15 protein-coding genes, 1 tRNA gene and 1 pseudogene are annotated in these 22,287 nt (G+C 54.7%); 6 read left to right on the forward strand and 11 right to left on the reverse strand.

The annotated features are described in order from the left end of the window. Positions 1–87: 87 nt before the first annotated feature. Positions 88–1,317, reverse strand: a complete 1,230-nt coding sequence (locus tag ACAW74_RS19490) for a tetratricopeptide repeat protein (RefSeq protein ID WP_370699904.1) — start codon at positions 1,315–1,317, stop codon at positions 88–90. 338 nt (positions 1,318–1,655) lie between these two features. Between ACAW74_RS19490 and fusA the strand changes: the two genes are divergently transcribed. Continuing rightward, the gene (gene fusA / locus ACAW74_RS19495) at positions 1,656–3,764 is read left to right on the forward strand and encodes an elongation factor G (RefSeq protein ID WP_370699905.1); all 2,109 of its coding nucleotides are present in this window, start codon (positions 1,656–1,658) and stop codon (positions 3,762–3,764) included. Positions 3,765–3,889: 125 nt separating this feature from the next. Continuing rightward, positions 3,890–4,195 carry a 30S ribosomal protein S10 gene (rpsJ, locus tag ACAW74_RS19500; protein ID WP_015329401.1) on the forward strand — a complete coding sequence of 102 codons (306 nt, stop codon included), beginning with the start codon at positions 3,890–3,892 and terminating at the stop codon, positions 4,193–4,195. Positions 4,196–4,254: 59 nt separating this feature from the next. Here the strand turns inward: rpsJ and ACAW74_RS19505 are convergent, their stop codons facing one another. From ACAW74_RS19505 to ACAW74_RS19535, 7 genes are all read right to left on the reverse strand, one after another. Beyond that, positions 4,255–5,133 (reverse strand): MerR family transcriptional regulator, encoded by an 879-nt coding sequence (locus ACAW74_RS19505; RefSeq protein ID WP_015329400.1) that lies wholly within the window; start codon positions 5,131–5,133, stop codon positions 4,255–4,257. 201 nt (positions 5,134–5,334) lie between these two features. Next, positions 5,335–5,889 (reverse strand): carotenoid biosynthesis protein, encoded by a 555-nt coding sequence (locus ACAW74_RS19510; protein ID WP_370699906.1) that lies wholly within the window; start codon positions 5,887–5,889, stop codon positions 5,335–5,337. Between the two features lie 133 nt (positions 5,890–6,022). Then, positions 6,023–6,101, reverse strand: a tRNA-His gene (locus tag ACAW74_RS19515). 115 nt (positions 6,102–6,216) lie between these two features. Then, the gene (locus ACAW74_RS19520) at positions 6,217–6,831 is read right to left on the reverse strand and encodes a superoxide dismutase (protein WP_370699907.1); all 615 of its coding nucleotides are present in this window, start codon (positions 6,829–6,831) and stop codon (positions 6,217–6,219) included. Between the two features lie 113 nt (positions 6,832–6,944). Continuing rightward, positions 6,945–7,382 (reverse strand): nucleoside deaminase, encoded by a 438-nt coding sequence (locus tag ACAW74_RS19525; RefSeq protein WP_370699908.1) that lies wholly within the window; start codon positions 7,380–7,382, stop codon positions 6,945–6,947. Positions 7,383–7,515: 133 nt separating this feature from the next. After that, on the reverse strand, positions 7,516–12,429 hold the full coding sequence (locus ACAW74_RS19530) for an Ig-like domain-containing protein (protein ID WP_370699909.1): 4,914 nt from the start codon (positions 12,427–12,429) through the stop codon (positions 7,516–7,518). Between the two features lie 221 nt (positions 12,430–12,650). Continuing rightward, positions 12,651–14,210 carry an ABC transporter permease/substrate-binding protein gene (locus ACAW74_RS19535; RefSeq protein WP_370699910.1) on the reverse strand — a complete coding sequence of 520 codons (1,560 nt, stop codon included), beginning with the start codon at positions 14,208–14,210 and terminating at the stop codon, positions 12,651–12,653. Positions 14,211–14,268: 58 nt separating this feature from the next. Here ACAW74_RS19535 and ACAW74_RS19540 point away from each other — a divergent pair, with 58 nt between their 5' ends. Together ACAW74_RS19540 and ACAW74_RS19545 are read left to right on the forward strand one after the other, a co-directional pair. After that, positions 14,269–14,721 (forward strand): DUF1016 N-terminal domain-containing protein, encoded by a 453-nt coding sequence (locus ACAW74_RS19540; RefSeq protein ID WP_370699911.1) that lies wholly within the window; start codon positions 14,269–14,271, stop codon positions 14,719–14,721. A gap of 42 nt (positions 14,722–14,763) precedes the next feature. Continuing rightward, positions 14,764–15,141, forward strand: a pseudogene (locus ACAW74_RS19545) (PDDEXK nuclease domain-containing protein); the annotation flags it as partial. A gap of 129 nt (positions 15,142–15,270) precedes the next feature. Here the strand turns inward: ACAW74_RS19545 and ACAW74_RS19550 are convergent. Continuing rightward, positions 15,271–17,169: a YgiQ family radical SAM protein gene (locus tag ACAW74_RS19550; RefSeq protein ID WP_370699912.1), complete on the reverse strand. Its 1,899-nt coding sequence runs from the start codon at positions 17,167–17,169 to the stop codon at positions 15,271–15,273. Between the two features lie 234 nt (positions 17,170–17,403). On the opposite strand from ACAW74_RS19550, the gene ACAW74_RS19555 reads away from it, so the two are divergent. Next, positions 17,404–18,171 carry a class I SAM-dependent methyltransferase gene (locus tag ACAW74_RS19555; RefSeq protein WP_370699913.1) on the forward strand — a complete coding sequence of 256 codons (768 nt, stop codon included), beginning with the start codon at positions 17,404–17,406 and terminating at the stop codon, positions 18,169–18,171. 59 nt (positions 18,172–18,230) lie between these two features. Here ACAW74_RS19555 and ACAW74_RS19560 read toward each other — a convergent pair whose 3' ends face one another. Together ACAW74_RS19560 and ACAW74_RS19565 are read right to left on the reverse strand one after the other, a co-directional pair. Next, positions 18,231–19,145 (reverse strand): SMP-30/gluconolactonase/LRE family protein, encoded by a 915-nt coding sequence (locus ACAW74_RS19560; RefSeq protein WP_370699914.1) that lies wholly within the window; start codon positions 19,143–19,145, stop codon positions 18,231–18,233. A gap of 133 nt (positions 19,146–19,278) precedes the next feature. Continuing rightward, complete coding sequence (locus tag ACAW74_RS19565; protein WP_370699915.1) at positions 19,279–20,547, reverse strand: asparagine synthetase B; 1,269 nt, start codon at positions 20,545–20,547, stop codon at positions 19,279–19,281. A gap of 140 nt (positions 20,548–20,687) precedes the next feature. On the opposite strand from ACAW74_RS19565, the gene ACAW74_RS19570 reads away from it, so the two are divergent. After that, on the forward strand, positions 20,688–22,124 hold the full coding sequence (locus ACAW74_RS19570; RefSeq protein ID WP_370699916.1) for a Gfo/Idh/MocA family protein: 1,437 nt from the start codon (positions 20,688–20,690) through the stop codon (positions 22,122–22,124). Positions 22,125–22,287 lie beyond the last annotated feature (163 nt).

Below are 22,287 nucleotides of genomic sequence, written 5' to 3' on the forward strand. Positions count from 1 at the left end.
GGCGGACCGCTGACGCTAGATGTTTTTGCGTCAGCGGTCCGCCGCCCGGCCCATTGTGCATCGTGCATTATTCATTGTGCATTAATTCTACTCCCTCCGCTTGCGGCGTTCGTCGCGGCGGGCCTGTTTGCCTTCTTTGATGGCTTTTTTGGCTTCCTGGTATTGAGCCGATTTCTTCTCGGCGTTGTCCATCACCTCCGTGTAATAGACTCGGGCCTGATCGTAATTTTTCTCGCTGTCGGCAATCCGTGCCAGACCCAGCAGCGACGACCAATAGTAGCCAGTGCCTTTCTGGTTGGTCTTCAACGCAAAATCGACCGACTGCTGATAATACTTCTTGGCTTCAGGTACGTTGCGGTAAAAATTTTGATAGATATACGCCAGAATGTAGGCCGCCGTTCGACCACTTACGCCCTCGTACCCATCCTTGCCCGCTGAGATCTTAGTCAGAATATCCTTTGAGATGGTTTCCGCCTCGGTGAGCCGCCCACGCACAAAGGCCGATCGGGCGTAATAGCGCTCGAAAAAGGGGTTATCAGGATACTGCTCAGCCATGAACTTGGCCATGTCGTAGGCCTTGTCATACTGGTTTTCCATGCTGTAGATCTGTAGCAGGAAGTACCGGGCCTCAACTCGAGTGTAAAACGCATTGTTAGCCGTTTTCTCCAACTGCTGAATCCCTTCCTGTTTGTTGCCTTTCGGGAAGAACATTAGAATCGGTTTGAGCAGCGCGTAGTTTTCGGGGATCCACTTGGCGTAGTAGTTGTACAGGCCATCGCCAAACATCAGCTCGGGGTTCAGATCGCCGTTGCCTTTGCACTTCTCGAAATACTTCAGCGCGTTTTTACCGGCGAAGGTGGCTTTGGTCCATTTCTTCCGCTCCGAATAGATACGCCCCTTGAACGCATAGGCGCCCGCCAGAAAGAAAGACGCTTCGAGCTTGTCTTCGCTTTTGTCGTACAGCTCTTCGGCCAATGTAATGGTGGTATCCATGAGGGCTAAGCAGCGATCATCATAATCCTCGACGTCGGTGTTGGGCACAATCTTCCACCACTCGGCCATGCCCATCAGGAAATAGGGCATCGGGTGGCTCGGGTAACGTACCCGGAGCCAGCGAAACTCGCGGTCGGCCAGCGCGAATTTGTAGTTATACATGTAGTTGATGGCTTCGGCCGACTCAATCTGCACGCCGGGGTGCTTCAGCAGGCCATCATACTTCTTATCAAAATCCGCCGACGAGTACAGCTGCGCTTGGGCCGGCAAGGTCGCCAGCAGGCTTAGGCAGCCGAAGAAGACAGACAATAGGAAAGACTTCATAGTTTGGTTACTGACGTTGAACAGGCACTGCGGGCGATGGGGCAGGGCTTGATTGGCTTGGAAATAAGCCCACCAGTGCTGTTGATTATCGGAATATTAACGTTGATGCAAAGCGATCCGTTTGTTTGGGTATAAAGAAGTTTGACGAGCGGCAAACGGCGGTTGGGAAAGGGCCTGTTTGCCGTTGTTTCCTGATGATACCTTTATACAACTTGCTTGATTTTGTCGTTGTAAGTCAGTAATTTTGCGTCCTGATTTGAAGGGGTGGCTTGTTTTGCAACTGCCTGAAGCCCTTTGAACTACCTTATTTTTACAAACATTCTCTGTTTAACAAGCTAATGGCTCGCGATCTATCATTGACGAGAAACATCGGTATCGCCGCTCACATTGATGCGGGCAAAACAACGACCACCGAACGTATTCTTTATTACGCTGGGGTAAGCCACAAAATTGGGGAGGTTCACGATGGAGCCGCCACCATGGACTGGATGGAGCAGGAGCAGGAGCGTGGTATCACGATCACCTCAGCTGCTACGACCGTTGACTGGACCTACCGCGATCAGAAATATCACATCAACATTATTGACACCCCCGGCCACGTTGACTTCACCGTTGAAGTAAACCGCTCACTGCGCGTATTGGACGGGCTGGTGTTTTTGTTCAGTGCTGTAGATGGCGTTGAGCCCCAGTCGGAAACCAACTGGCGTCTGGCCAACAACTATAACGTAGCTCGTCTGGGTTTCGTCAACAAGATGGACCGTGCCGGTGCCGACTTCCTGAACGTTTGCCGTCAGGTGAAGGAGATGCTGGGTAGCTACGCTGTACCCCTTCAATTGCCGATCGGCGAAGAGGATAGCTTCAAAGGGGTGGTTGACCTCGTTAACTTCCGTGGTATCCAATGGAACGAAGACGACAAAGGCATGACCTTCCGTGAGGTGCCCATCCCCGACGATATGTTGGACGAGGCGACCGAATGGCGCGAAAAACTGCTCGAAGCCGTTGCTGAATTCGACGACACGCTGATGGAGAAGTACTTCGAAGATCCCGAGTCGATCAGCGAAGACGAAATCCTGGCCGCCCTTCGTAAAGCAACGATCGCGATGAAGATCGTGCCGATGCTTTGCGGTTCGTCGTTCAAAAACAAAGGTGTACAAACGATGCTCGACTATGTGATGGCCCTGCTGCCGTCGCCGCTCGACAAAGACAACATCGTTGGTACAAACCCCGATACGGGTGCTGAAGCCGTGCGTAAGCCGTCGGTTTCTGATCCGTTCTCAGCGCTGGCCTTCAAGATCGCTACTGACCCCTATGTTGGTCGTCTGTGCTTTATCCGGTCATACTCAGGTGTGCTGGAGTCGGGTTCATATATCCTGAACAACCGCTCGGGCAACAAAGAGCGTATCTCGCGGATTTTCCAGATGCACGCCAACAAGCAGAACCAAATCGATCGCCTCGAAGCAGGCGACATCGGTGCGGTTGTGGGCTTCAAAGACATCAAAACCGGCGATACGCTGTCGGATGAGAAAAACCCGATCATCCTCGAATCAATGGTGTTCCCCGATCCCGTTATCGGTTACGCCATCGAGCCGAAGAAAACGGCCGACCAGGATAACTTCTCGAAAGCCATTGGTAAGCTGATCGAAGAAGATCCCACGCTGAAGGTTGAGTCGAACGAAGAAACTGGCCAAACCATCATCCGGGGTATGGGTGAGCTTCACCTCGAAATCATCATCGACCGGATGCGTCGTGAGTTCAAGGTAGAAGTGAACCAGGGTGCGCCGCAGGTGGCTTACAAAGAGACCATCACCAAGAAAGTTGAACACCGCGAGGTGTACAAAAAACAAACGGGTGGTCGTGGTAAGTTTGCCGACATCGTGTTTGAACTGATGCCGCGTGACCCCGAAGAAGATGGCTCAGTGAAAGCTGGTCTGCAATTCGACAACGCTATCGTGGGTGGTGTTATCCCCCGCGAATTCATCCCTGCCATCCAGAAAGGGTTTGCCGAAGCGATGAGCAACGGCCCGCTGGCTGGCTACCCGGTCGATGCCATGAAAGTGCGCCTGTTCCACGGTTCATTCCACGACGTTGACTCAGACTCATTGTCGTTTGAATTGGCTGCCCGGATGGGCTTCCGTGAAGCCGCTCGTCAGGCGGGCCCGAAACTGCTCGAACCGATCATGGCCGTTGAAGTACTAACGCCTGAAGAGTACACCGGTCCGATCACAGGTGACCTGAACCGCCGCCGCGGTATCATGAAAGGCATGGACACCCGCGCTGGCTCGCAGGTGATCAAAGCCGATGTACCTCTGTCGGAACTGTTCGGCTACATCACCGAACTCCGGACGATGTCATCAGGCCGTGCTACGGCTAACCTGACGTTCTCACACTACGAAATCGTTCCGCAAAACATCGCGGACGGCGTTGTGAAGAAAGAGAAAGGAAACTAGTTGTGTTTAAGGGTCAATCTCTACCGTTAACGAGTAGAGATTGACCCTTGAATTTAAAATATCCCCGCCCCGGAGTAAATGGCTCTTTCGGTGGCAGGTTTTATCGCTAAACGAGCCGCATTTTTATGAATCAGAAGATTCGCATCAAACTGAAGTCGTTCGACCACATGCTGGTTGATAAGTCGGCTGAAAAAATTGTTAAAGCCGTTAAATCAACGGGTGCGGTGGTAAGCGGGCCTATACCCCTGCCGACCGACAAAGAGATTTATACGGTGCTGCGTTCACCGCACGTCAACAAGAAGGCCCGCGAGCAGTTCCAGCTTTGCACCTACAAGCGGCTGGTAGACATCTACTCGACTTCAGCCAAAACGGTTGACGCTCTGATGAAACTCGAACTCCCCAGCGGAGTTGATGTTGAAATCAAAGTTTAATGAAATGAAAAAGCCCGGCTAAGTAGCCGGGCTTTTTCATTTCATTAAACTTTGAAAACCTACGTACTGGCTATTCGGATCAGATCGTCGATGTTATTGACGATGGTGCCATTTTCAGGCATCTGAATGTCTTGCCCAACTACCTGATAACCCGTCAGAAGCAGGTGTGATTCGGGAAACTGGGCCGCTAATTTATTGACGTAAAGCTGGGCTTCGTGGTTGGCCGGTACGGACGTAATGGCCGAGAAGATATAGTCGGGCTTGTGCACGTTATAAGCGAAAACAAGCTCGTTAAACGGCAGGCTTTGCCCCAGATACACTACTTTGTTGTAGCGTGCCCGGATGATATAGTTCGCAAAAAGCAGGCTGATTTCGTGCAGTTCGCCTTCGGGCAGGAATAGCATGTATTTCTTGCCGTTGGGCCGTTGCTTGCTCACCTGTCCATCAATCGCCACAATGAGCTTCTGCCGGATCAGGTTCGTGATGAAATGCTCCTGCGCCGGCCCGATCGACCCCGTCACCCACAACGTACCTATACGGCTCAGGAACGGGTAGATGATATGAATCATCGTATTCTCAAAACCGAATTGCAGGATATTGGTGCTAATGATCTTCTCGAAACGATCTTCGTCAAGGTCGATCATCGAAATCGTCAACGCATGAATCTGATCCGGGTAGTTAAGTTGCTTGTCGGAGATCTTGATAACCTCCTGATACATTTCCTCAACCGATAACTTCGATATCTCCGAAATTTTGTAACCGTGATCTTTCAGCAGCGAAATGTTCAGAACCAGTTTAAGATCCTGATCATCGTAAGTGCGAATATTGGTATCCGTTCGTTTGGGCGAAATGATATTGTAACGATGCTCCCAGATCCGCAACGTGTGGGCTTTGATGCCAGAAAGCTGCTCTAAATCTTTTATCGAGTAATTACTCATGGGGCAGTCGGATTATAGAACGGTGCACTAAGGAGAGAGAGGAGCGCAGAGCAAGCGATTTTAACTAGTTTTTGCTCTTTATACGAGAATGCAACGTCTAAGCTAATCAGCAGGTCAAACATTTGCAATAGCGACCTATAGAATCAACCGTTTATGTACGTTTTTTCTGTAAACAACTTAGTAGAAGGCTAGTTTGTTCAATCATTTTGTCAGGTGAAGCAGGATCAGGTTACCTGCGAAGAAGAAAACCTGCAAACCAATTAGTAAACCAGCCAGTCGATTTTCCTTGCGAAAAGGCAGGCCGTACCAGATGCTGAGCAACACGGAAGCTACCAGCCACCAGCCTACATAATTTTGAATAGGTATCGGCCGACTATACCAGTTCCAGAAGTCAAGATGAATGGCTACTGGCTCAATGATCAGATCGAGCGCGACCATACCCGTTGCCGCGATGGCCGTTTTGACGTAGACACGCCAGGGAAGCCGGTCGCATACCGAACCAAAGGCGTACGTCAAGACGAGCCAGTTGATACCAATTACGGGGGGCACGCCGAGGATTTTGGGGCCGAGTCCCGCCCCGTACACATAAGGACCGCCGAAGATAGTGCCTGTCTCAACCCCCAATACTTCAACGAAAAAACCCGTCAGGATAGCGAGCGCGATATAGAAATAAAAGGAGCGCTGCCAATCAGTATGGAAATAAAGCAGGGCGGCCAACGTACCCAGCAGGTTGAGGGGCGTGAGCAGCTTGAACAAGGGTGCTACGGCCGGAATTTGCAGCCCTATTAGCCCTGCGATATAGGCTAGAACCAGAACGATTGTTATCGGCTTTTCGTAACGCACAGCAGGTAAGGTCAACAAAAAAGTCCCGACAAGACTGCCAGGACTTTGGGGGTGGGAGACGGGGCTCGAACCCGCGACCTTCGGAACCACAATCCGACGCTCTAACCAACTGAGCTACAACCACCGTGTGTTTGGGAGTGCAAATTTAATGAAAAATGTAAAATGAAGCATGTAGAATGAGGTTTTTAGTCATTTTTTTCGACTAGACCATTTTACATGCTTCATTTTACATTTTTCATTCTAGGCGGCCTTGGCCTTCTGGTAAGCAGTTTCGGCGGCATTCCAGTCAACTACGTTCCAGAAAGCGGCAATATAATCGGGCCGTTTGTTCTGGTATTTGAGGTAGTATGCATGCTCCCACACGTCGAGTCCGATAATAGGCGTGCCTTTCGTATCGGCCACATCCATCAGCGGGTTATCCTGGTTGGGTGTCGACGTCACGGCCAATTCACCAGCAGGGGTCACAATCAGCCACGCCCAGCCTGAACCGAAACGCGTCGTAGCCGCTTTGGTGAACTCTTCTTTGAAGGCATCAAATGAGCCAAACTTCTGGTCGATGGCTTCGGCAAGCTGACCTGTGGGCTGACCACCGCCGTTGGCCGAGAGAATGTTCCAGAAAAGGGTGTGATTGAAATGGCCGCCGCCGTTGTTCCGAACGGCTACGGGGTACTTACTTACGTTAGCAACCAGCTCATCAATCGACAGGTTTTCCATTTCGGTCCCTGCGATTGCGTTGTTGAGGTTCGTTACGTATGCGTTATGGTGTTTACCATGGTGAATTTCCATGGTCTGCTTGTCGATGTTCGGTTCGAGCGCATCGCTCGGGTAGGGCAGCGGGTCTAATACAAAAGCCATAAAACTGTGTATAACCGGTACGCCGGCACGGTTTAAGGTTTGACGATTCATGTTGGCCAAAAGCACCTTAGGGCACTAGCGCAACTCACCGGAACTAACACGGCCCTTCTGGTTTATGTTCTTAGACGGCCGAAAAAGTTCGTCAACAACGCCCGACACTCGTCAGCCAGGACACCCGCCTCGAGTCGGGTTTTGGGATGCAGGGGTGAGGGCTGTAGACGCGAATAGCCGCGTTTGGGGTCGTCGGCGCCGATCACGATGCGGCCAATCTGTGCCCAAAAAAGGGCACCCGCACACATCACGCAGGGTTCGAGGGTTACGTAGAGGGTGCAGTCGGTGAGGTATTTGCCGCCGAGCGTCTGCGTGGCTGCCGTAATTGCCAGCATCTCGGCGTGGGCAGTTACGTCGGTGAGTTGCTCTGTCTGGTTACGCCCTTTTCCGATAATACGGTTCCGACAAACGACCAGCGCCCCCACCGGAATCTCGCCCGCTTCCCCCGCCTCTTCGGCCAATGCCAGCGCCATACTCATGAAATACTCGTCGGAAAACATAAACGTAAATGTGGGAAAAGTCGTAGGAAAAAGAAGTCCGAAGTCTGGAAAGTCGGTTGAGTGATTGTTTTTTCTCCACTCAACCGACTTTCCAGACTTCGGACTTCTTTTTCTAATCAACTCTTCAGACTACTTATAACTTCATCACCTTCCGGACAACACGTCGATCACCGACCTGCACGTTGAGCAGATAAATACCGGCGGGTTGCTGACTCAGATCGAGCTGCGTCTGCCGGGTCTCGGTGGTGCGGTTCAGGACAGGGCGACCGCTAAAGTCGCTCAGTAACAGTTCGGCTGGTTGTTGCGCCGACAAGGGCAGGTCGATAGAAACCGTCAACACGTTCTGGGTCGGAACCGGGTACAGCGAGAGCGCACCCGTAAGCGGGTCTTCAACCGCCAACAGCGGCAACACTGTCACGACTGCCGTACCGGATACCGGGCCTGATCCGCAGTTGTTGGTGACAGAAGTCAGCGTATAAGTTGTGTTTTTGGTCGGCTGGAAAGTCAGAATATGCGGATTTGCGTTGGTGTTAATGGTGCTCGTTTGGCCACCATCAATCGTATACGTAATGGCCCAAGGGCTGTCACCAACCAGTGCAATGCTCAAACTGGCTGGGTACGTTTCATACACATCCTGCGTACCGGTCAAAGTAGCCGCGGGTAACCCTTTCACCGTCAGGATCGTCGGGCTTCGCTCGCCGGGGACTTCGGCACCGGGGTTAGTGGCCAAGATCCGGATAAAATACGGCCCGCCTTTGAACGACGATGGAATCGTAGCCGTGATAGGGCTGGTTGCACTTTCTGCCGAAATATCCGTGTACACTTTTGCGGTCGAATCGGCAATCTGTACTTTGAAACGGTTACCCTGATTGAACGTACCTGCGGTCGAGAAAGCGACCGATAGGTTCGTGCCCGCGCAAAGGCTGGTTGATCCTGCCAGCGCCTGAGTCGTGATCGTCGGGATGTTAACGAATACAGTCGCCGTGGCCGGGTTGCCCGATAGGCCAATGCCACAGACGTTTGAGACGCTGGCTACCTGATAAATTGTTGTGCGCAGGGGCTTCACCGTCTGCCGGTAAACCGAGTCGGTTGTTGTGCCCGTGGTGCCATCAGAGAGCGTGAATGAATAAGGCGGCTGGCTGGTAAAGCGCAGTGTGAGCTGTGTCGTCAGGCCGTAGTTGACCGTGGTGGAGCCAAACAGGCTAAGCGTCGGGTTGGTGTTGACGACCAGCCCCACCGTGGCGCGTGAACTGAAGCAGCCGTTGTTGCCCTGCGCATACACCTGATAGGTCTCACCACCTTTGGTCGCGTTCAGCGTGGGCGGCGTAGGCGTCTGCGTGCTCACAAACCCATTCGGATCGATCCAGTAAAGCGTTGAGCCACTGGCGGCCGTTACATCGATGGGGCGCGACACGTCGTTGCGGCAATACGTCAGCAGCGAGGTGGCCAGAATGGGTGTTGGTGTGGTCACGATCCGGACGGTAACGGTAGCGTTGTTGCTCTGGCAATTGTTGACCGTCTGGGTCACGAAATACCGCTCAGTGCGCAGGCCATCGGGTTGTGGATTGGGTGCACCTCCCAGCACGGTATTGTCCGAATTGTACCAGCGAATGTTAGCTCCTTCAGCCGTAAGCGGCTTCACTTCCTGCTGAGGCTGGTCGCGCTGCACGAGGCAGTATTGAATGTCACGCACGGAAGGCGGGGCGGGTACGGCGTAAACGATGACGGGGTAGTCGACCTTCGGGCTTTCGCAGCCTTCGCTATTGGTCTGGCTCACTTTGTAAACAACCGTTGTCACCTGCGCCGTGCTGGGTGTGGGATTGCCACCCAGCAGATTGTTGTTGCTATCGTAATACTTAGGACGCTCTCCCTGCACGCTCAATTGCCGCGACGGTCCTCCCTGACAGAGCGTAAACAGGTTGACGCCCGGCTGTCCCGGCGTTGGCTTCACCCGGACTGTGAAGGGCGCGTTGTCGCTGCGGCAGCCGTTCAGCGTTTGGGCCACGGCGTAACTGTAGGTGGCAACGCGGTCGTTGGGAGCGGTTGGTGCGTTGGACGTTTCGCGACCATCGACCACCCAGATCAGGCTGGCACCGTTTTCGGTCGTGGCGGTCAGCGTTGGCGCACCGTAGGTCTGGCAGAATTCGGGATTGCCGGGTACGTTGCCGGGCAGGCCGGGTTTCCGCTTGATCGTTACCTGAATCTCGCGGCGATCACTTTCGCAGGAGGCAACGGTTTGCGTCACATAGTATGACCGGACGGCCGTCACGTCGCTGGGGTTGGGCGACGTGCTGGGTCGAATGGCATTCGTGCTGCCGTTGCCGCCGCTTGCCACATCATACCAGCGCAGATCCTGGCCGTTAGCGGCCAGCAGATCGGCAGTTTCGCCCGAACAATACTGGCGAGGCGTCGTAAAGGTGGGTTGCCCCGGCACAGCGTTGATCGTCACAGATACCAAAGCGGTGGTGCTGGTGCAACTGGCACTGTTGGTCTGGGTCACATAGTAGCGCTGGGTACCCAGATTGGTAGTCGATGGTGTTGGCGCGCCCGGAAGTGCAGTTCCAGTGGCATCGGTCCAAGCCAGGTTTTCGCCCGTAGCGACTAGTTGCTGCGCGCTGCGCGTCTGGCAAAAAATGGGGTTGGCGCTGGCCACAAGGGGCGCGCCGGGTGTTTGGCGTACAACCACGACCACGTCCAAAAATTCACTCTGGCAATTCCGGGCGTCGGTCTGGGTAACTTTGTAATTATACGTGTTGGCTGTATTTGGCGCTGGGTACGTACTGCCAGGGGCTAGAAACCCACCGGCCTGCGTATACCAGCGGATGGCGCTTCCCGATGCCGACAGCGTCGCTGGTGACTGCGCCGAGCAATAATTGTAGGTGCCAACCGTCGGCTTGTCGGGTAATCCATACACCGTTAACCGTAGCGTTTCGGCGGGGCCTTCGCAACCGTTGATAGTCTGCGTTACGGCAAAGGTTGTCGACGTACCCACCGAACTCGTGGCGGGCCGATACGTACCTGACCGTTCGGTGCTACCCTCAAACCAGCGCAAGCCTTGTCCCGTAGAGACATTGCTCAGCGTCTCGGCCTGGGCGTTCAGGCAGGCTGAATACGATTGGCTCACCGACGGCTTAGCGGGCGTGGGGTTGATCGTGATAGCGCGTGAAATGCGGGTACTGGCGCAGCCATCGACGCGCTGCTGAAAATAAACCAGCGGGTCAGGATCGGCTGTAGCAGTTGAGACTGTGAAGCTATTGCTGGCAGATAAAAGAGTCGAGGACGTTAGGTTGGCATACCACTCGATCGTTGCGTTGGCGTCACCAGCAGCGGTAATGGTCTGAACACTACCAGTGCCCGAGTTCTGGCAGAAAGCGGTAGCGCTGGTCAGCCGCAGCGAAGCCGTACCGGGATTGCCTTTTACCGTAACGGTAACCGTAGCGCTACGAGGACTTTCGCAGCTACCTAGTAACTGCGTCACCTGATACTGCTTGGTCGATGACGGAGCGGCCAGTGTCGCTTCCGTTGAGGTTGTGTTGTCTGTCAGGTTATACCATTTGATCGTAGCCCCACTGACTAGTGTAGCGTTCAGCCGGGGTTGAGCCCCAGCATCATTCGCGCAGTAGTTATTGGGCGCATTGATTGCCGTTGGCGCGGCGGGCGTAGGGTTGATCCGCACCGTTGCCGAAACAGGTGTTGCACTGCTGAAGCAGCCTTGTATGCTACGCTGCCGGAAATAGATAGCGACGTCGCCGCTGTTGGCTGTCGATACTGTGTAGCTGCTGCCTTCGGTAGGCGTTGTATCCGTAGGCGAGTCGTACCACAAAATCGTGCCTGCCCCTGAGGCCGTGATTGCTTGCACGTTGTTTGTTCCCGAAAACTGGCAGAACGGACCGCCATTAGTCAGTGCAGGGTTGTTGGGCGGCGTATTAATCGTTACCGTTACGGTAGTTGCTGCACTAAAACAGCCATTGCTATTACGTTGAACGACCGAATAGGTACCTGATGCCGTGGCAGAAACAGGCCCCGTAGTGGTTAGCTGGCTGTTGTTTGGGAAAGTCCAGAGCGCAGTGTTGTTCGCGCCAAGGTTTGTTACAGACAGGCTCGTTGGGGTGTCACCCTGGCAATACGCGGCAGCCGTTGTGTTTAGAACGGGTTTATCAGGAATACCGTAGACGGTGACGTTTACCTGTCCGCGCGGTCCTTCACATGTAACGCCGTTGGCTGTATTGAACTGGCTGACAGAATAGCTGGTCGTAGCTGATGGAGCATTGATCGTCGCCGTCGTCTGCGCGCTGTTATCGGTCAGGTTAATCCACCGAAACGACGTACCTGAGCCAGATGCTGTAAGTTGCCCACCAGCACCCGGGCAGTATTCCCGCAACCCAGACACGGTCGGTGTCGTGCTGGGTGGATCGGTCAAGACAACATTAATGGGACGCTTCTCGCTTTTGCACCCGCCTACTGTCTGCGTGACATAGTAAGTGCCCACGGCAGAGGTCGATACAGGGTAAGTTGTCCCTGAGAAATTCGGTGTTGTTGCCGCCGAGGTGTTGTACCATTCAAGGGTTGAACCGCTTGCCGTAAGGCTGAGAGAGCCGCTGTTTCTACAAGCGGCAAAGGTGGCGTCACCTCCGGGGAGGGTCGTACCGATGGTTACGCCCGCGGGGGTTTGTGCGCTTGTGCGCGCTGGTGCGCTTGACGTTACACGGAACCGATAACCCGTTCCGTAAGTGACGCTGCCCAACGTACCAGCTATCGACAGGGTGGTAGCGCTGGCGCTGGCAGGCGAGGCCGTCAACGTGGTGACACTGACGGGTGAGGCAGGGAAAGTGCCATCGGCTTCAGAACGCTCCAGTCTGAACACGTTGCCCGCCGTGAACGTACCTGATGTGGTAAACGTAAGCGTTACGGTAGAGCCGGTACAGAGGCCATTGGTGGGCGAAATGTTCTGGTTGACAGTGATAGTTTGCGCCAGCGAATGACCCACGAAGGCCATCATCAGCGCAAGAATTCCCAGAAATTGGCGACAGGTAAGCGTCCAATTCATATGCACTATTTATGAGTTAGTAAAACGCAATTAGCTATTATACTACAAATTTAGGCAGATAACGTCACCTTACGTGGCCGTTAGATGGTAAATTATCCGGGTTTCGTCCTATTCTATAGTACTTCGCTATAGTAAAAGCAAAAACTAGGCCGTTTGTCGAAAGTGCCTGAACGACAACGGTTCAGCTATCCGGTAACATCGGTCGCAAGGGGTAGTTGGCGTCAACGCCCCAGGTACTGGGTCAGCTGCGAGATCGTCTGGACGCCCAACTGTTGAGTATCGGCACCACGCATCATCAGGCAATATGCGTTGTTGAACCCAAGGGGTTGACCCCATCGCAGGCCATAGCGTTGCAGAAACTGGCGTTGAACGTACCCATATACGGCATCGGGCGTACTACCGATCGAGTCGAGTGTGGCCTGGCCTGGTTGCAGAATCACCAGCAATCCCGTGCCGGTGTATTCCGGGTAAAAATCGATGGCCCCGGTGCGTAGGGCGTCGAAACAGAGTTGGGTGCCGCCGAAGCCTGTTTTCAGCACCACGCGCAACGGCGTATGCCCCTCAATGAGTTGCCGGTAGATTTCGGCCAGAATGTACTGTTCGGTGAAAACCTTCGAGCCCATCACCACCTGTCCCACACGCTCGCCGGTCGGCTGCTGCCACAGGCCTGCCCGTTGCAGAAACTCGCGGGCGATGCGCTCGGGCGACTGATGCAGATAGTCGGCGCGGTAGTTCAGGTCAGTCATGACCGAGTCGGAAAGGCGACCCGCCAGCAAATCGAGCGCCGGACCGAGGGCTGGGTACGTTGCCAGCGTCTTTTCGCGCACGACCGGAGCGGCGGCGTAGGGCGGAAACGCATGTTTATCGTCAGTCAGCACGCGCAGGTCGAACGCCCGGATGCGCCCATCGGTCGAGTAGCCACTGATCACGTCGACCTTGCCCGTTCGGATAGCCTCATACATCAAGTTCTGATCGAGCAGGCGGTGGGTAATCTGAAGGTTGTAGGTCTTCTGCAAGCCGGGGTAGCCATCGGCCCGCCCGCCAAACTCATGGGCAAAACCGGCCAGTAGTTTCGTTTGCCGCCCCGCTGGCCACACGACCGCCGCCGAGCCTAGCAACAGCACCGCGAGTAGCCCCACTTTCACTCCGCGCCCCAAACGCTTTGCGCCTCGCCAGTTTACGCGCTGTAACTGGGCTAGCCCCACATCAAATAATACCGCCAATAGCGCCGCCGGAATAGCCCCGGCCAGAATCATGGGTGTGTTGTTGAGGGCAATGCCGCCGAAGATGAATTCGCCCAACCCGCCCGCCGCCACGTAAGCCGCCAGCGTAGCTACGCCCACGTTGACGACCGCCGCCGTGCGGATACCCGCAAAAATGACCGGCAACGCCAGCGGCAGTTCGACCTGCCAAAGCACCTGCCGGTCGGTCATGCCCATACCCCGCGCGGCCTCGGTGGTGTTGGGGTTCACCTCGGTGATGCCAACGTAGGTATTGCGGATAATGGGGAGGAGGGCATACAGAAACAGCGCCGTCAGCGCCGGGCCCGCCCCAATGCCCAGGAGCGGAATAAGCACGCCCAGCAGGGCAATGCTCGGTACGGTTTGCAACACTCCCGCGATGCCAAGCACCACCGTAGCGCTACGCCGGCGCTTGGCGATCAACGTACCCAGTGGCAGGCCAATCAGCAAGGCGAGCAGTAACGACCCGATCGTCAGCCCGATGTGTGTCAGCGTCAGGTCGGTGAGCTTAGCCCAGTTGTCGCGCAGGAAAGGGAGCATAATAGACAGTCAAGATTAAATACTAGTTTTAGCTGCCCACACAAACCGGCTATCAGCCATGACTCAGGAAACCAGTCCGTTGTTCGATGCCATAAAAGATGTAGTCAGTCAGGCCCGGCAGGCGGCTTACAGGTCCAGCAACACCATTTTGTTAACGATGTACTGGCAGGTAGGGCGACTCATTGTCGAAGATGAGCAGCAGGGGCAGACAAAGGCTACCTACGGGAAAGGTACACTCAAAAAGCTGTCGAAATTATTGACGCTCGAATTCGGAGCCGGTTTCGATGAAAGTAATCTTCGGAATATCCGCCAATTTTTTCTGGCTTTTCCAATTCGTGACGCACTGCGTCACGAATTGAGCTGGACACATTATCGGCTTATCAGCCGGGTCGAGGGCGCGACGCAGCGGAATCAGTATGTTCAATTAGCGGCTGAAGGGAACTGGGACACCCGTACGTTGCAACGAAACATTCAATCGCAGTATGTCGGCCGGATGTTGCCAACCGCCTAAGCGGCTACGCCTCAGCCGCAAAGCCTACTCAAAGACCCATACATTTTTGAATTTCTTGGCTTACCGACTCAAAGCAAACTATATGAAGGTGCGCTGGAAAAGGCGTTGATCACCCACATTCAGCAGTTTATAATGGAACTGGGCCGCGGGTTTGCCTTCGTGGCTCGTCAGCAGCACATCGTCACCGATACAGCCGATTTCTATATCGATCTCGTCTTCTACAACTACATCCTGAAATGCTTTGTCCTGATTGATTTGAAAACGAGTGCACTCTCGCATGCCGATATTGGGCAGATCGATATGTATGTGCGGATGTATGATGACCTTAAAAAAGGCACCGACGACAACCCCACCATCGGGATTATCCTTTGCACCGAAAAAGACGAGACTATCGTGAAGTACAGTGTACTGGCCGATAACGCACACCTATTCGCCAGCAAATACCGTCTCTATTTGCCCAAAGAAGAAGAACTGAAGCAGCTTATCGAGCGGGACCGGCTACAATTCGAGCTAAATCAGGAACAAGCCGACGAGTCACAGCAAAACGCGCTACTTCCGAAACTTGCCCCCGCCCTTCTTCTGCGCGTTCCGTTGCTGGTAGTTGGGCTGGTAATTACCGAGCAGTTGCTTCGCCAGATCGGGCCGTTTGAGCTTGGTGAGCCGGTTTTTGATCCAGTCCTTAAACTCGTGCTTATACCAGAAGAAATAGTTGTTCTGGTTCTGTTTCTCCTCGCGCGTTTTGGCCGTGTAGACTGGTTGGAGCGTATACGGATGCACACCCGTGTAATAGATCACCTCGGCGACGGTCATAGGCGTTGGCGTGAAATCCTGCACCTGTTCGAGCCGGAAACCGAGGTCTTTGGTTTCGGCGGCGAGGTTGGCCATATCCTGCTCTTCGCAGCCGGGGTGCGAGCTGATGAAGTACGGAATCAGCGGCTGATTCAGGTTGTGCTTGTCCTGAATCTGATCGTACTTCTCCTTAAACTTGCGGAAATATTTGAACGACGGTTTCCGCATCACCTTGAGCGTCGCGTCCGACGTATGCTCCGGCGCGACTTTCAACCGACCCGATACGTGGCGCGTGATGAGCTGCTCCATGTACTCGTCGTGGTTACCGTCGGCGTTGTTCTTGTTGAAATCATCGACCAGCAAATCGTAACGTACCCCGGAACCCACAAACGCTTTCTTGACCGACGGATGGTTATCGACCATCTTGTAGACTTCAGTGAGCGGGGTGTGGGACGTATCGAGGTTCGAGCAGATCACCGGGTTGATGCAGCTTGGGGCCTGGCAACGGGCGCAGATCGACTCGTCTTTGCCTTTCATCTTGTACATGTTGGCCGACGGGCCGCCCAAATCGGAGATATACCCCTTGAATTCGGGATGCTTCGCAATTTCATCAACCTCTTTCATGATCGACTCCTGCGAGCGCGACGCTACAAACTTGCCCTGGTGCGCCGAAATGGTGCAGAAGCTACAGCCGCCGAAACAGCCCCGGTGCATATTGACCGAGAACTTGATCATGTCGTAGGCCGGAATAGGCCCCCGGTTTTTGTATTTGGGGTGGGGCAGGCGCGTATAGGGCAGATCAAACGAACGGTCCATTTCTTTCTCGTCCATTGTCTTAAACGGCGGGTTGATCACCAGCGTCCGCTTGCCCACTTTCTGCAAAATGCGGTTGGCCTGCCACTTGTTCGACTCCACCTCGACGATCTTGAAGTTGGCGGCGTATTTCAGCTTGTCTTTCAGGCAGACCTCATGGCTCGCCAGCTCCACTGTGTTCCAGGCATCATGCTCAGGTACGTTGTGAGTCTCGTCGAGGTACGCAATCTGATTGACGTTACGTACCTGATTGAGCGGCACGCCGCTTTGCACCAGCCGCAGAATCTCGCGCAGGGGTTGTTCGCCCATGCCATACACGAGCAGGTCGGCACCCGAATCTTCCAGAATTGTCGGCATCAGGCGATCCTGCCAATAATCGTAGTGCGTGACGCGCCGTAGCGAGGCTTCGATGCCTCCAATCAGTACAGGTACGTCGGGGTACAGTTCTTTCAGAATTTTAGTGTACATGATGGTGGCGTAATCGGGTCGGAAACCCGCTTCGCCGCCGGGCGTGTAGGAGTCGTTGGAGCGCAGGCGTTTGTTGGCGGTGTAGTGGTTCACCATCGAATCCATACAGCCGGCCGTTACGCCAAAGAAATACTTGGGTCGCCCAAACTTCTTGAAGTCGCGGAAGTCGTCTTTCCAGTTGGGCTGGGGCACAATGGCCACCCGAAAACCCTCACTCTCAATGATCCGCCCGATTACAGCCGTGCCAAACGACGGGTGATCGACGTAAGCATCGCCGGAGATCAGCACCACATCGACGTCGTCCCAACCCCGCTGCTCAACCTCTTTCTTCGTAATGGGCAACCAATGTGTAATCGGCCTCTCGCGAACTGTGATCATACTACAAAAATACGTCTGTTGATTGTATTGTGGGAGGGCCGGTCGTGCCTGGATGCAGGTGCAGCAAGATCGTACCTCTTTACAAGCATCAGCAACGGGTTTGCCACTTACGAATGACAGGTACGTTATTAGCTGACGCCGGTGAGACGCAATTCGTTGCGTCTCTACGAGTGGCAACATTCCAAAGGCTGGGTACGTTCGGAATTGCCCGCTTAGACCCGTAATTTTGCCCCTATGTACAAGACCACTGAAATTACTTCCGCTGATATTACGTCGGACAACCCTGTTCACCAGCGGTTATTATATCCGTATACACAAGCTGCGCAATTGGTGAGCGGCAATGTGCTGGAAATCGGCTGTGGCTGGGGGCGTGGTCTGGAACTGCTCACCAAAGCCGCCGATCGGTACACCGGCATCGACAAAAACGCCGAGCTGATTGCCGCCCTAAGCAAAGCGTACCCCGAATCGACGTTTATTCAGGCCAATATTCCCCCGCTCGGTACGTTAGCCGACAACTCGTTCGACTATATCGTGACGTTTCAGGTGATTGAACACATTGAGAACGACGACCTGTTTATCCGCGAATGTTACCGGGTACTGAAACCCGGTGGTAAACTGCTGCTGACGACCGTCAACAAGACGTTTTCATTGACGCGTAACCCCTGGCACGTGCGCGAATACCTGGCCGATGAGCTGAAAGCGCTGATCGGGAAGTACTTCCCGACGGTGGTCACGGATGGCGTGCATGGTAACGAGAAAGTGATGACCTACTACGCCCAGAACAAAGCGTCGGTCGCCAAATTCACACGCTGGGACTTCCTGAACCTGCAACACCGACTGCCCCGCCGCCTGCTGCAAGTGCCTTACGATTTGATGAACCGGATGAACCGGAATCGCCTGCTGAAACAGGATGGCCTTGCCGCCGAAATCGCCGTCACCGATTACATGACAAGCCACGACCCGGCCGGAAGCCTCGATTTCTTCTACATCGCAACGAAGTAAGGCCTTAGGCGCGGGGATAGTATAGCCCCTGCTAGCCATGCGCCGAAGGCATTCCCTGCTCATTCCACCCCACGTACCTGCATGGCGATGGTGAATATGGCATCGGTGGCCGTGATGAAGAGCGTGCGGCGGTCGGCTCCGCTGAAACACAGATTACCCACCCACCGGGCTGGCACGGGTATGACCTGAAGTTTGACGCCCGCCGGGCTATAAATCGTTACGCCCCGCCCCGACAGATAGACGTTGCCCCGTTGATCGATGGTCATGCCGTCGGATCCCTGTTCGACAAACAACTGCCGGTCGGTTAGTCGGCCGTCGGGTTGGATGGTGTAGCGGTACGTTTTCCCGGCACCAGCATCCGCTACGTATAAGGTTTTACCGTCGGGCGAACCGACAATGCCATTCGGTTTCACCAGCGTGCTGTCGACAATGCGGGCTTCGGCGGCCCCTTTCGGCAGGTAATACACGTGCTGCCCCGCGAGTTCGGGCATTTTGTGGGTCCAGTAATCGCGGGGGTAAAGCGGGTCGGTGAAGTAAATGCCGCCCTTGGGCGTTATCCACAGATCATTGGGCCCGTTGAAGTGCTTGCCCTGATAATTCTTCAGCAACACCGTTACGCGTTTAGCCGGGCTGATCGACCAGAGTTCGTTGTTTTCGTCGGCGCAGGCGAGCAGGTTGCCTTTTGCATCGACGTACAGGCCGTTGGCGCGCCCCGTTTTGTCCATATACACCGACAGATTGCCTTTGGTGTCGTAGCGCCAGATTTTATCGTTGGGCTGATCGGTGAAGTAAACGTCGCCCTTTTTGTCGACAGCGGGCCCTTCGGTGAAGGTAAACTGCCGGGCCACCAACTTCAGCGCCGCGCTCGGTGCTGTAACAGAGTCGCCGGGAGCCAGCGAACGGCTCAGGCCAAGGTGAGATAACATCAGTAGACAACAGGCCGTCAGCAGTCGGGTAGGAGCAAAAGAAGTCATGCAGGTACGTTTTACGGGGAAAGTACCCGCCCCCCGCGCTTTACTAATCGAACAGAAGCCGCAGGCGTTTGCTGACGCCTTGGCCCGTTGCAGAGGCAGTCATCAGCAAATCGTTGCTAAGTAGGCAATTACCTTACGTTTTACGCTTCTTTTTCTTGGCCGAGGGGAACAGCACGTTGTTGAGGATCAGCCGGTAACCGGGCGAGTGGGGGTGTAGGTGCAGGTCGGTGGGAATGCGCCAGTTGCCACCGCCACGCAGGCCTTCGGGGTCGTGGCCACCGTAGAACGTCCATTGGCCGCGCCCCATTTCACCGTAGAGATAGCGGTCCGAGGTTTTGCCTTCGCCCATGACCAGCACATTGGATTTGACGGATGCCTTGCGGAAAGCGGTCGTCTGCCCAAAAAATTCCTTGATCACGTTTTCATGGTTCTGGGTCAACATGGCCGGCACGACATCGTAGCGGGCCGAGAAATTAAACAGCTGGAAATACCCGCTCGATTGGCCGTAGCCGCCACCCGACGTTGCGTTGATGTCAGAAAACGTCGAGAAGCCGCCGCCGTAGTCGCTCTCCAGCTTGAAGTTCTGGAAGGCAAACGTTTTGCTGAAGTCGAGCTTGGCCTGCCCGTCGGCATCTTCGCCGTCGCCGTCGTAGCTGCTGCCCACAATATCGAGGCCCTCGGCGGCCAGCGCAATATCCAGGGTTTCGGTGGCCGAACACATGGCAAACAGATAACCACCTCCCGCGCAAAACGCCTTGATGGCTTTGGCAACGGCCAGTTTCATCTGCGAAACTTTGGCGTAGCCAAACTGCTTGGCTATGGCTTCCTGCGCTTTCACGTCGGCCGGGCTGAGCCGGTTGAGGTTACGGCCAAACTGCCCCGTGAAATCTTCGTGGTGAAGGTGGAGCCAGTCGTATTTGGGCAGGTCGCCGCTCAATATCTCCTGATCGTAGACCACATCGTAGGGGATTTCGGCGTAGGTGAGCACCAACAGGACGGCGTCGGTATTCTCAAAGGCCGCCGGACTGGTTTTGATGGGCGAATACACCACAATCTTGGCCGCTTTGTGGAGCGACACCACGTCGGTGTTCTGGTCGGGGTTAGCGAGTTGTTGCTTCAGCGAGGCGGCCCCGCCGGTGGTCAACAACTGAAACGAGACGCCGCGAATCCGGCATTCCGATTCGAATTTGGTGCTGAAGTCGATAAGAAAACTGCCGCCCCGGTAATTGAGCAGCCAGTCGACGTCGCCGTCGGCCTGAAGTACGGCGTAGGCAATGCCGTAGGCTTTCAGGTGATCGGTCTGCTGATCGTCCATCGGGATCAGGATCGAATTGGCCCGGGCGGGCGCTGCCCAGCAGGCCATGGCCCAGCTAACTAGCAGAAACAGAGAGAGTCGCTTCATAACGGGATTGGTCTGACAGGTATATAGCCAAACGGATAAGGACGTCGTTTTTACCGCCTGCGAGCCAATATTCCAGCTTGCGGTACAGCAATCGGGGTAGTAATTGGAAACTCACGCTTTTTACGAAAAAAGACCCTGTTATGACCGCTACACGCAGGACATTTATCAAGACACTCTCGGCTGCTTCAGCACTAACGGCCGTGGGGGGCGCGCAAACCGTATTGGGCAATACGGCCCCGGCTTACATTCCTAATTTACGACGCGTTAGTCCAAACGACAAAATTCGCATCGCCACCATTGGCATGGGCATTCAGGGCAACTACGATACCATGGCCGCCCTGCGCAACCCCGACGTGGAGCTGGTAGCCGTGGCTGACCTCTACGACGGCCGGCTCGAACACGCCAAAACAGCCTTTGGTAAAGATAAAGACTTGTTTGCCACGCGCGATTACCGCGAAATACTCACTCGCCCCGACGTAGATGCCGTGCTGATCGTGACACCCGATCACTGGCACGATCACATCACCATCGCGGCCCTGCAGGCGGGTAAGCACGTATACTGCGAGAAGCCGATGGTACAACACCTCAACGAAGGGAAAGCCGTAATCGATGCGTGGAAAAAATCGGGTAAGACCATGCAGGTGGGTAGTCAGCGGATCAGTAGCGCGGCCTTTCAGGAAGCGAAGCGGATGGTGCAGGCGGGTGAGATCGGGCCGATCAACTACGTCGAGTCGAACAACGACCGATTCAATGCCATCGGGGCCTGGAACTACTCTATTCCGACCGACGCTTCGACTGCTACTCTCGACTGGGATCGCTTCCTGGGTGACGCGCCGAAGCGGCCGTTCGACGCCAAACGGTTCTTCCGGTGGCGCAACTACAAAGACTACGGTACGGGTGTCGCCGGCGATCTGTTTATCCACCTCATCACGGGCGTACATTTCGTAACCAACACACTCGGCCCCACGCGCATTTTCTCGTCGGGGAATCTGGCCTACTGGAAAGATGGCCGCGACGTACCTGACGTGATGACAAGCATCATGGATTACCCCAAAACCGATCAGCACGACGCCTTCCAGATGGTGTTGCGGGTAAACTTTGCCAACGCCGGGAAAATCAGCAACGTGACCCGTATCATCGGCAATGAAGGGACGATCGAGTTTTCGGAAGAAAACCTTATCCTGACGAAGAAAAAGCTGCCCAAAGCACCCGGCTACAATGGGTACGACAGCTTCTTTACCTTTACGCCGCAGGTGCAGGAAGAATTCAAGAAACAGTACGACACGCAGTACCCGCCCGAAACCCGCACGGCTGAACCGGTGAAGGAAATCAAGTTTGAGTCGCCCAAAAACGACGATGCGCATGCCGCCCACTTTGCCGATTTCTTCAAGAACGTGCGTGAAGGTAGCCAGGGTACCATCGAAGACCCAGTGTTTGGTTTCCGCGCCGCTGCGCCAGTGCTGGCCTGTAACGAAAGCTATTTCGAGCAGAAAGTGGTGGAGTGGGACCCCGTTACGATGACTAAAAAAGGCGGGGCGGCTAAAGGCGCGCCGCCAGTTGCCAAGCGAAAAAAATAGCGTTATCGAAACCCCGGTTCAGCCACGAGCCGGGGTTTCTTTTTGGCACGAACCGCCCACACGGCTACAGGTACGTTGGCAGGTTGGATAAATAGAACAAAGTGAGGCCAATACGGTATTTATCAGCAAAAGATGGCAACCCGCCATCAACGTTTCCCGTATA

Origin of the sequence: Fibrella musci, from assembly GCF_041321105.1 — a bacterium.
GTDB lineage: Bacteria > Bacteroidota > Bacteroidia > Cytophagales > Spirosomataceae > Fibrella > Fibrella musci.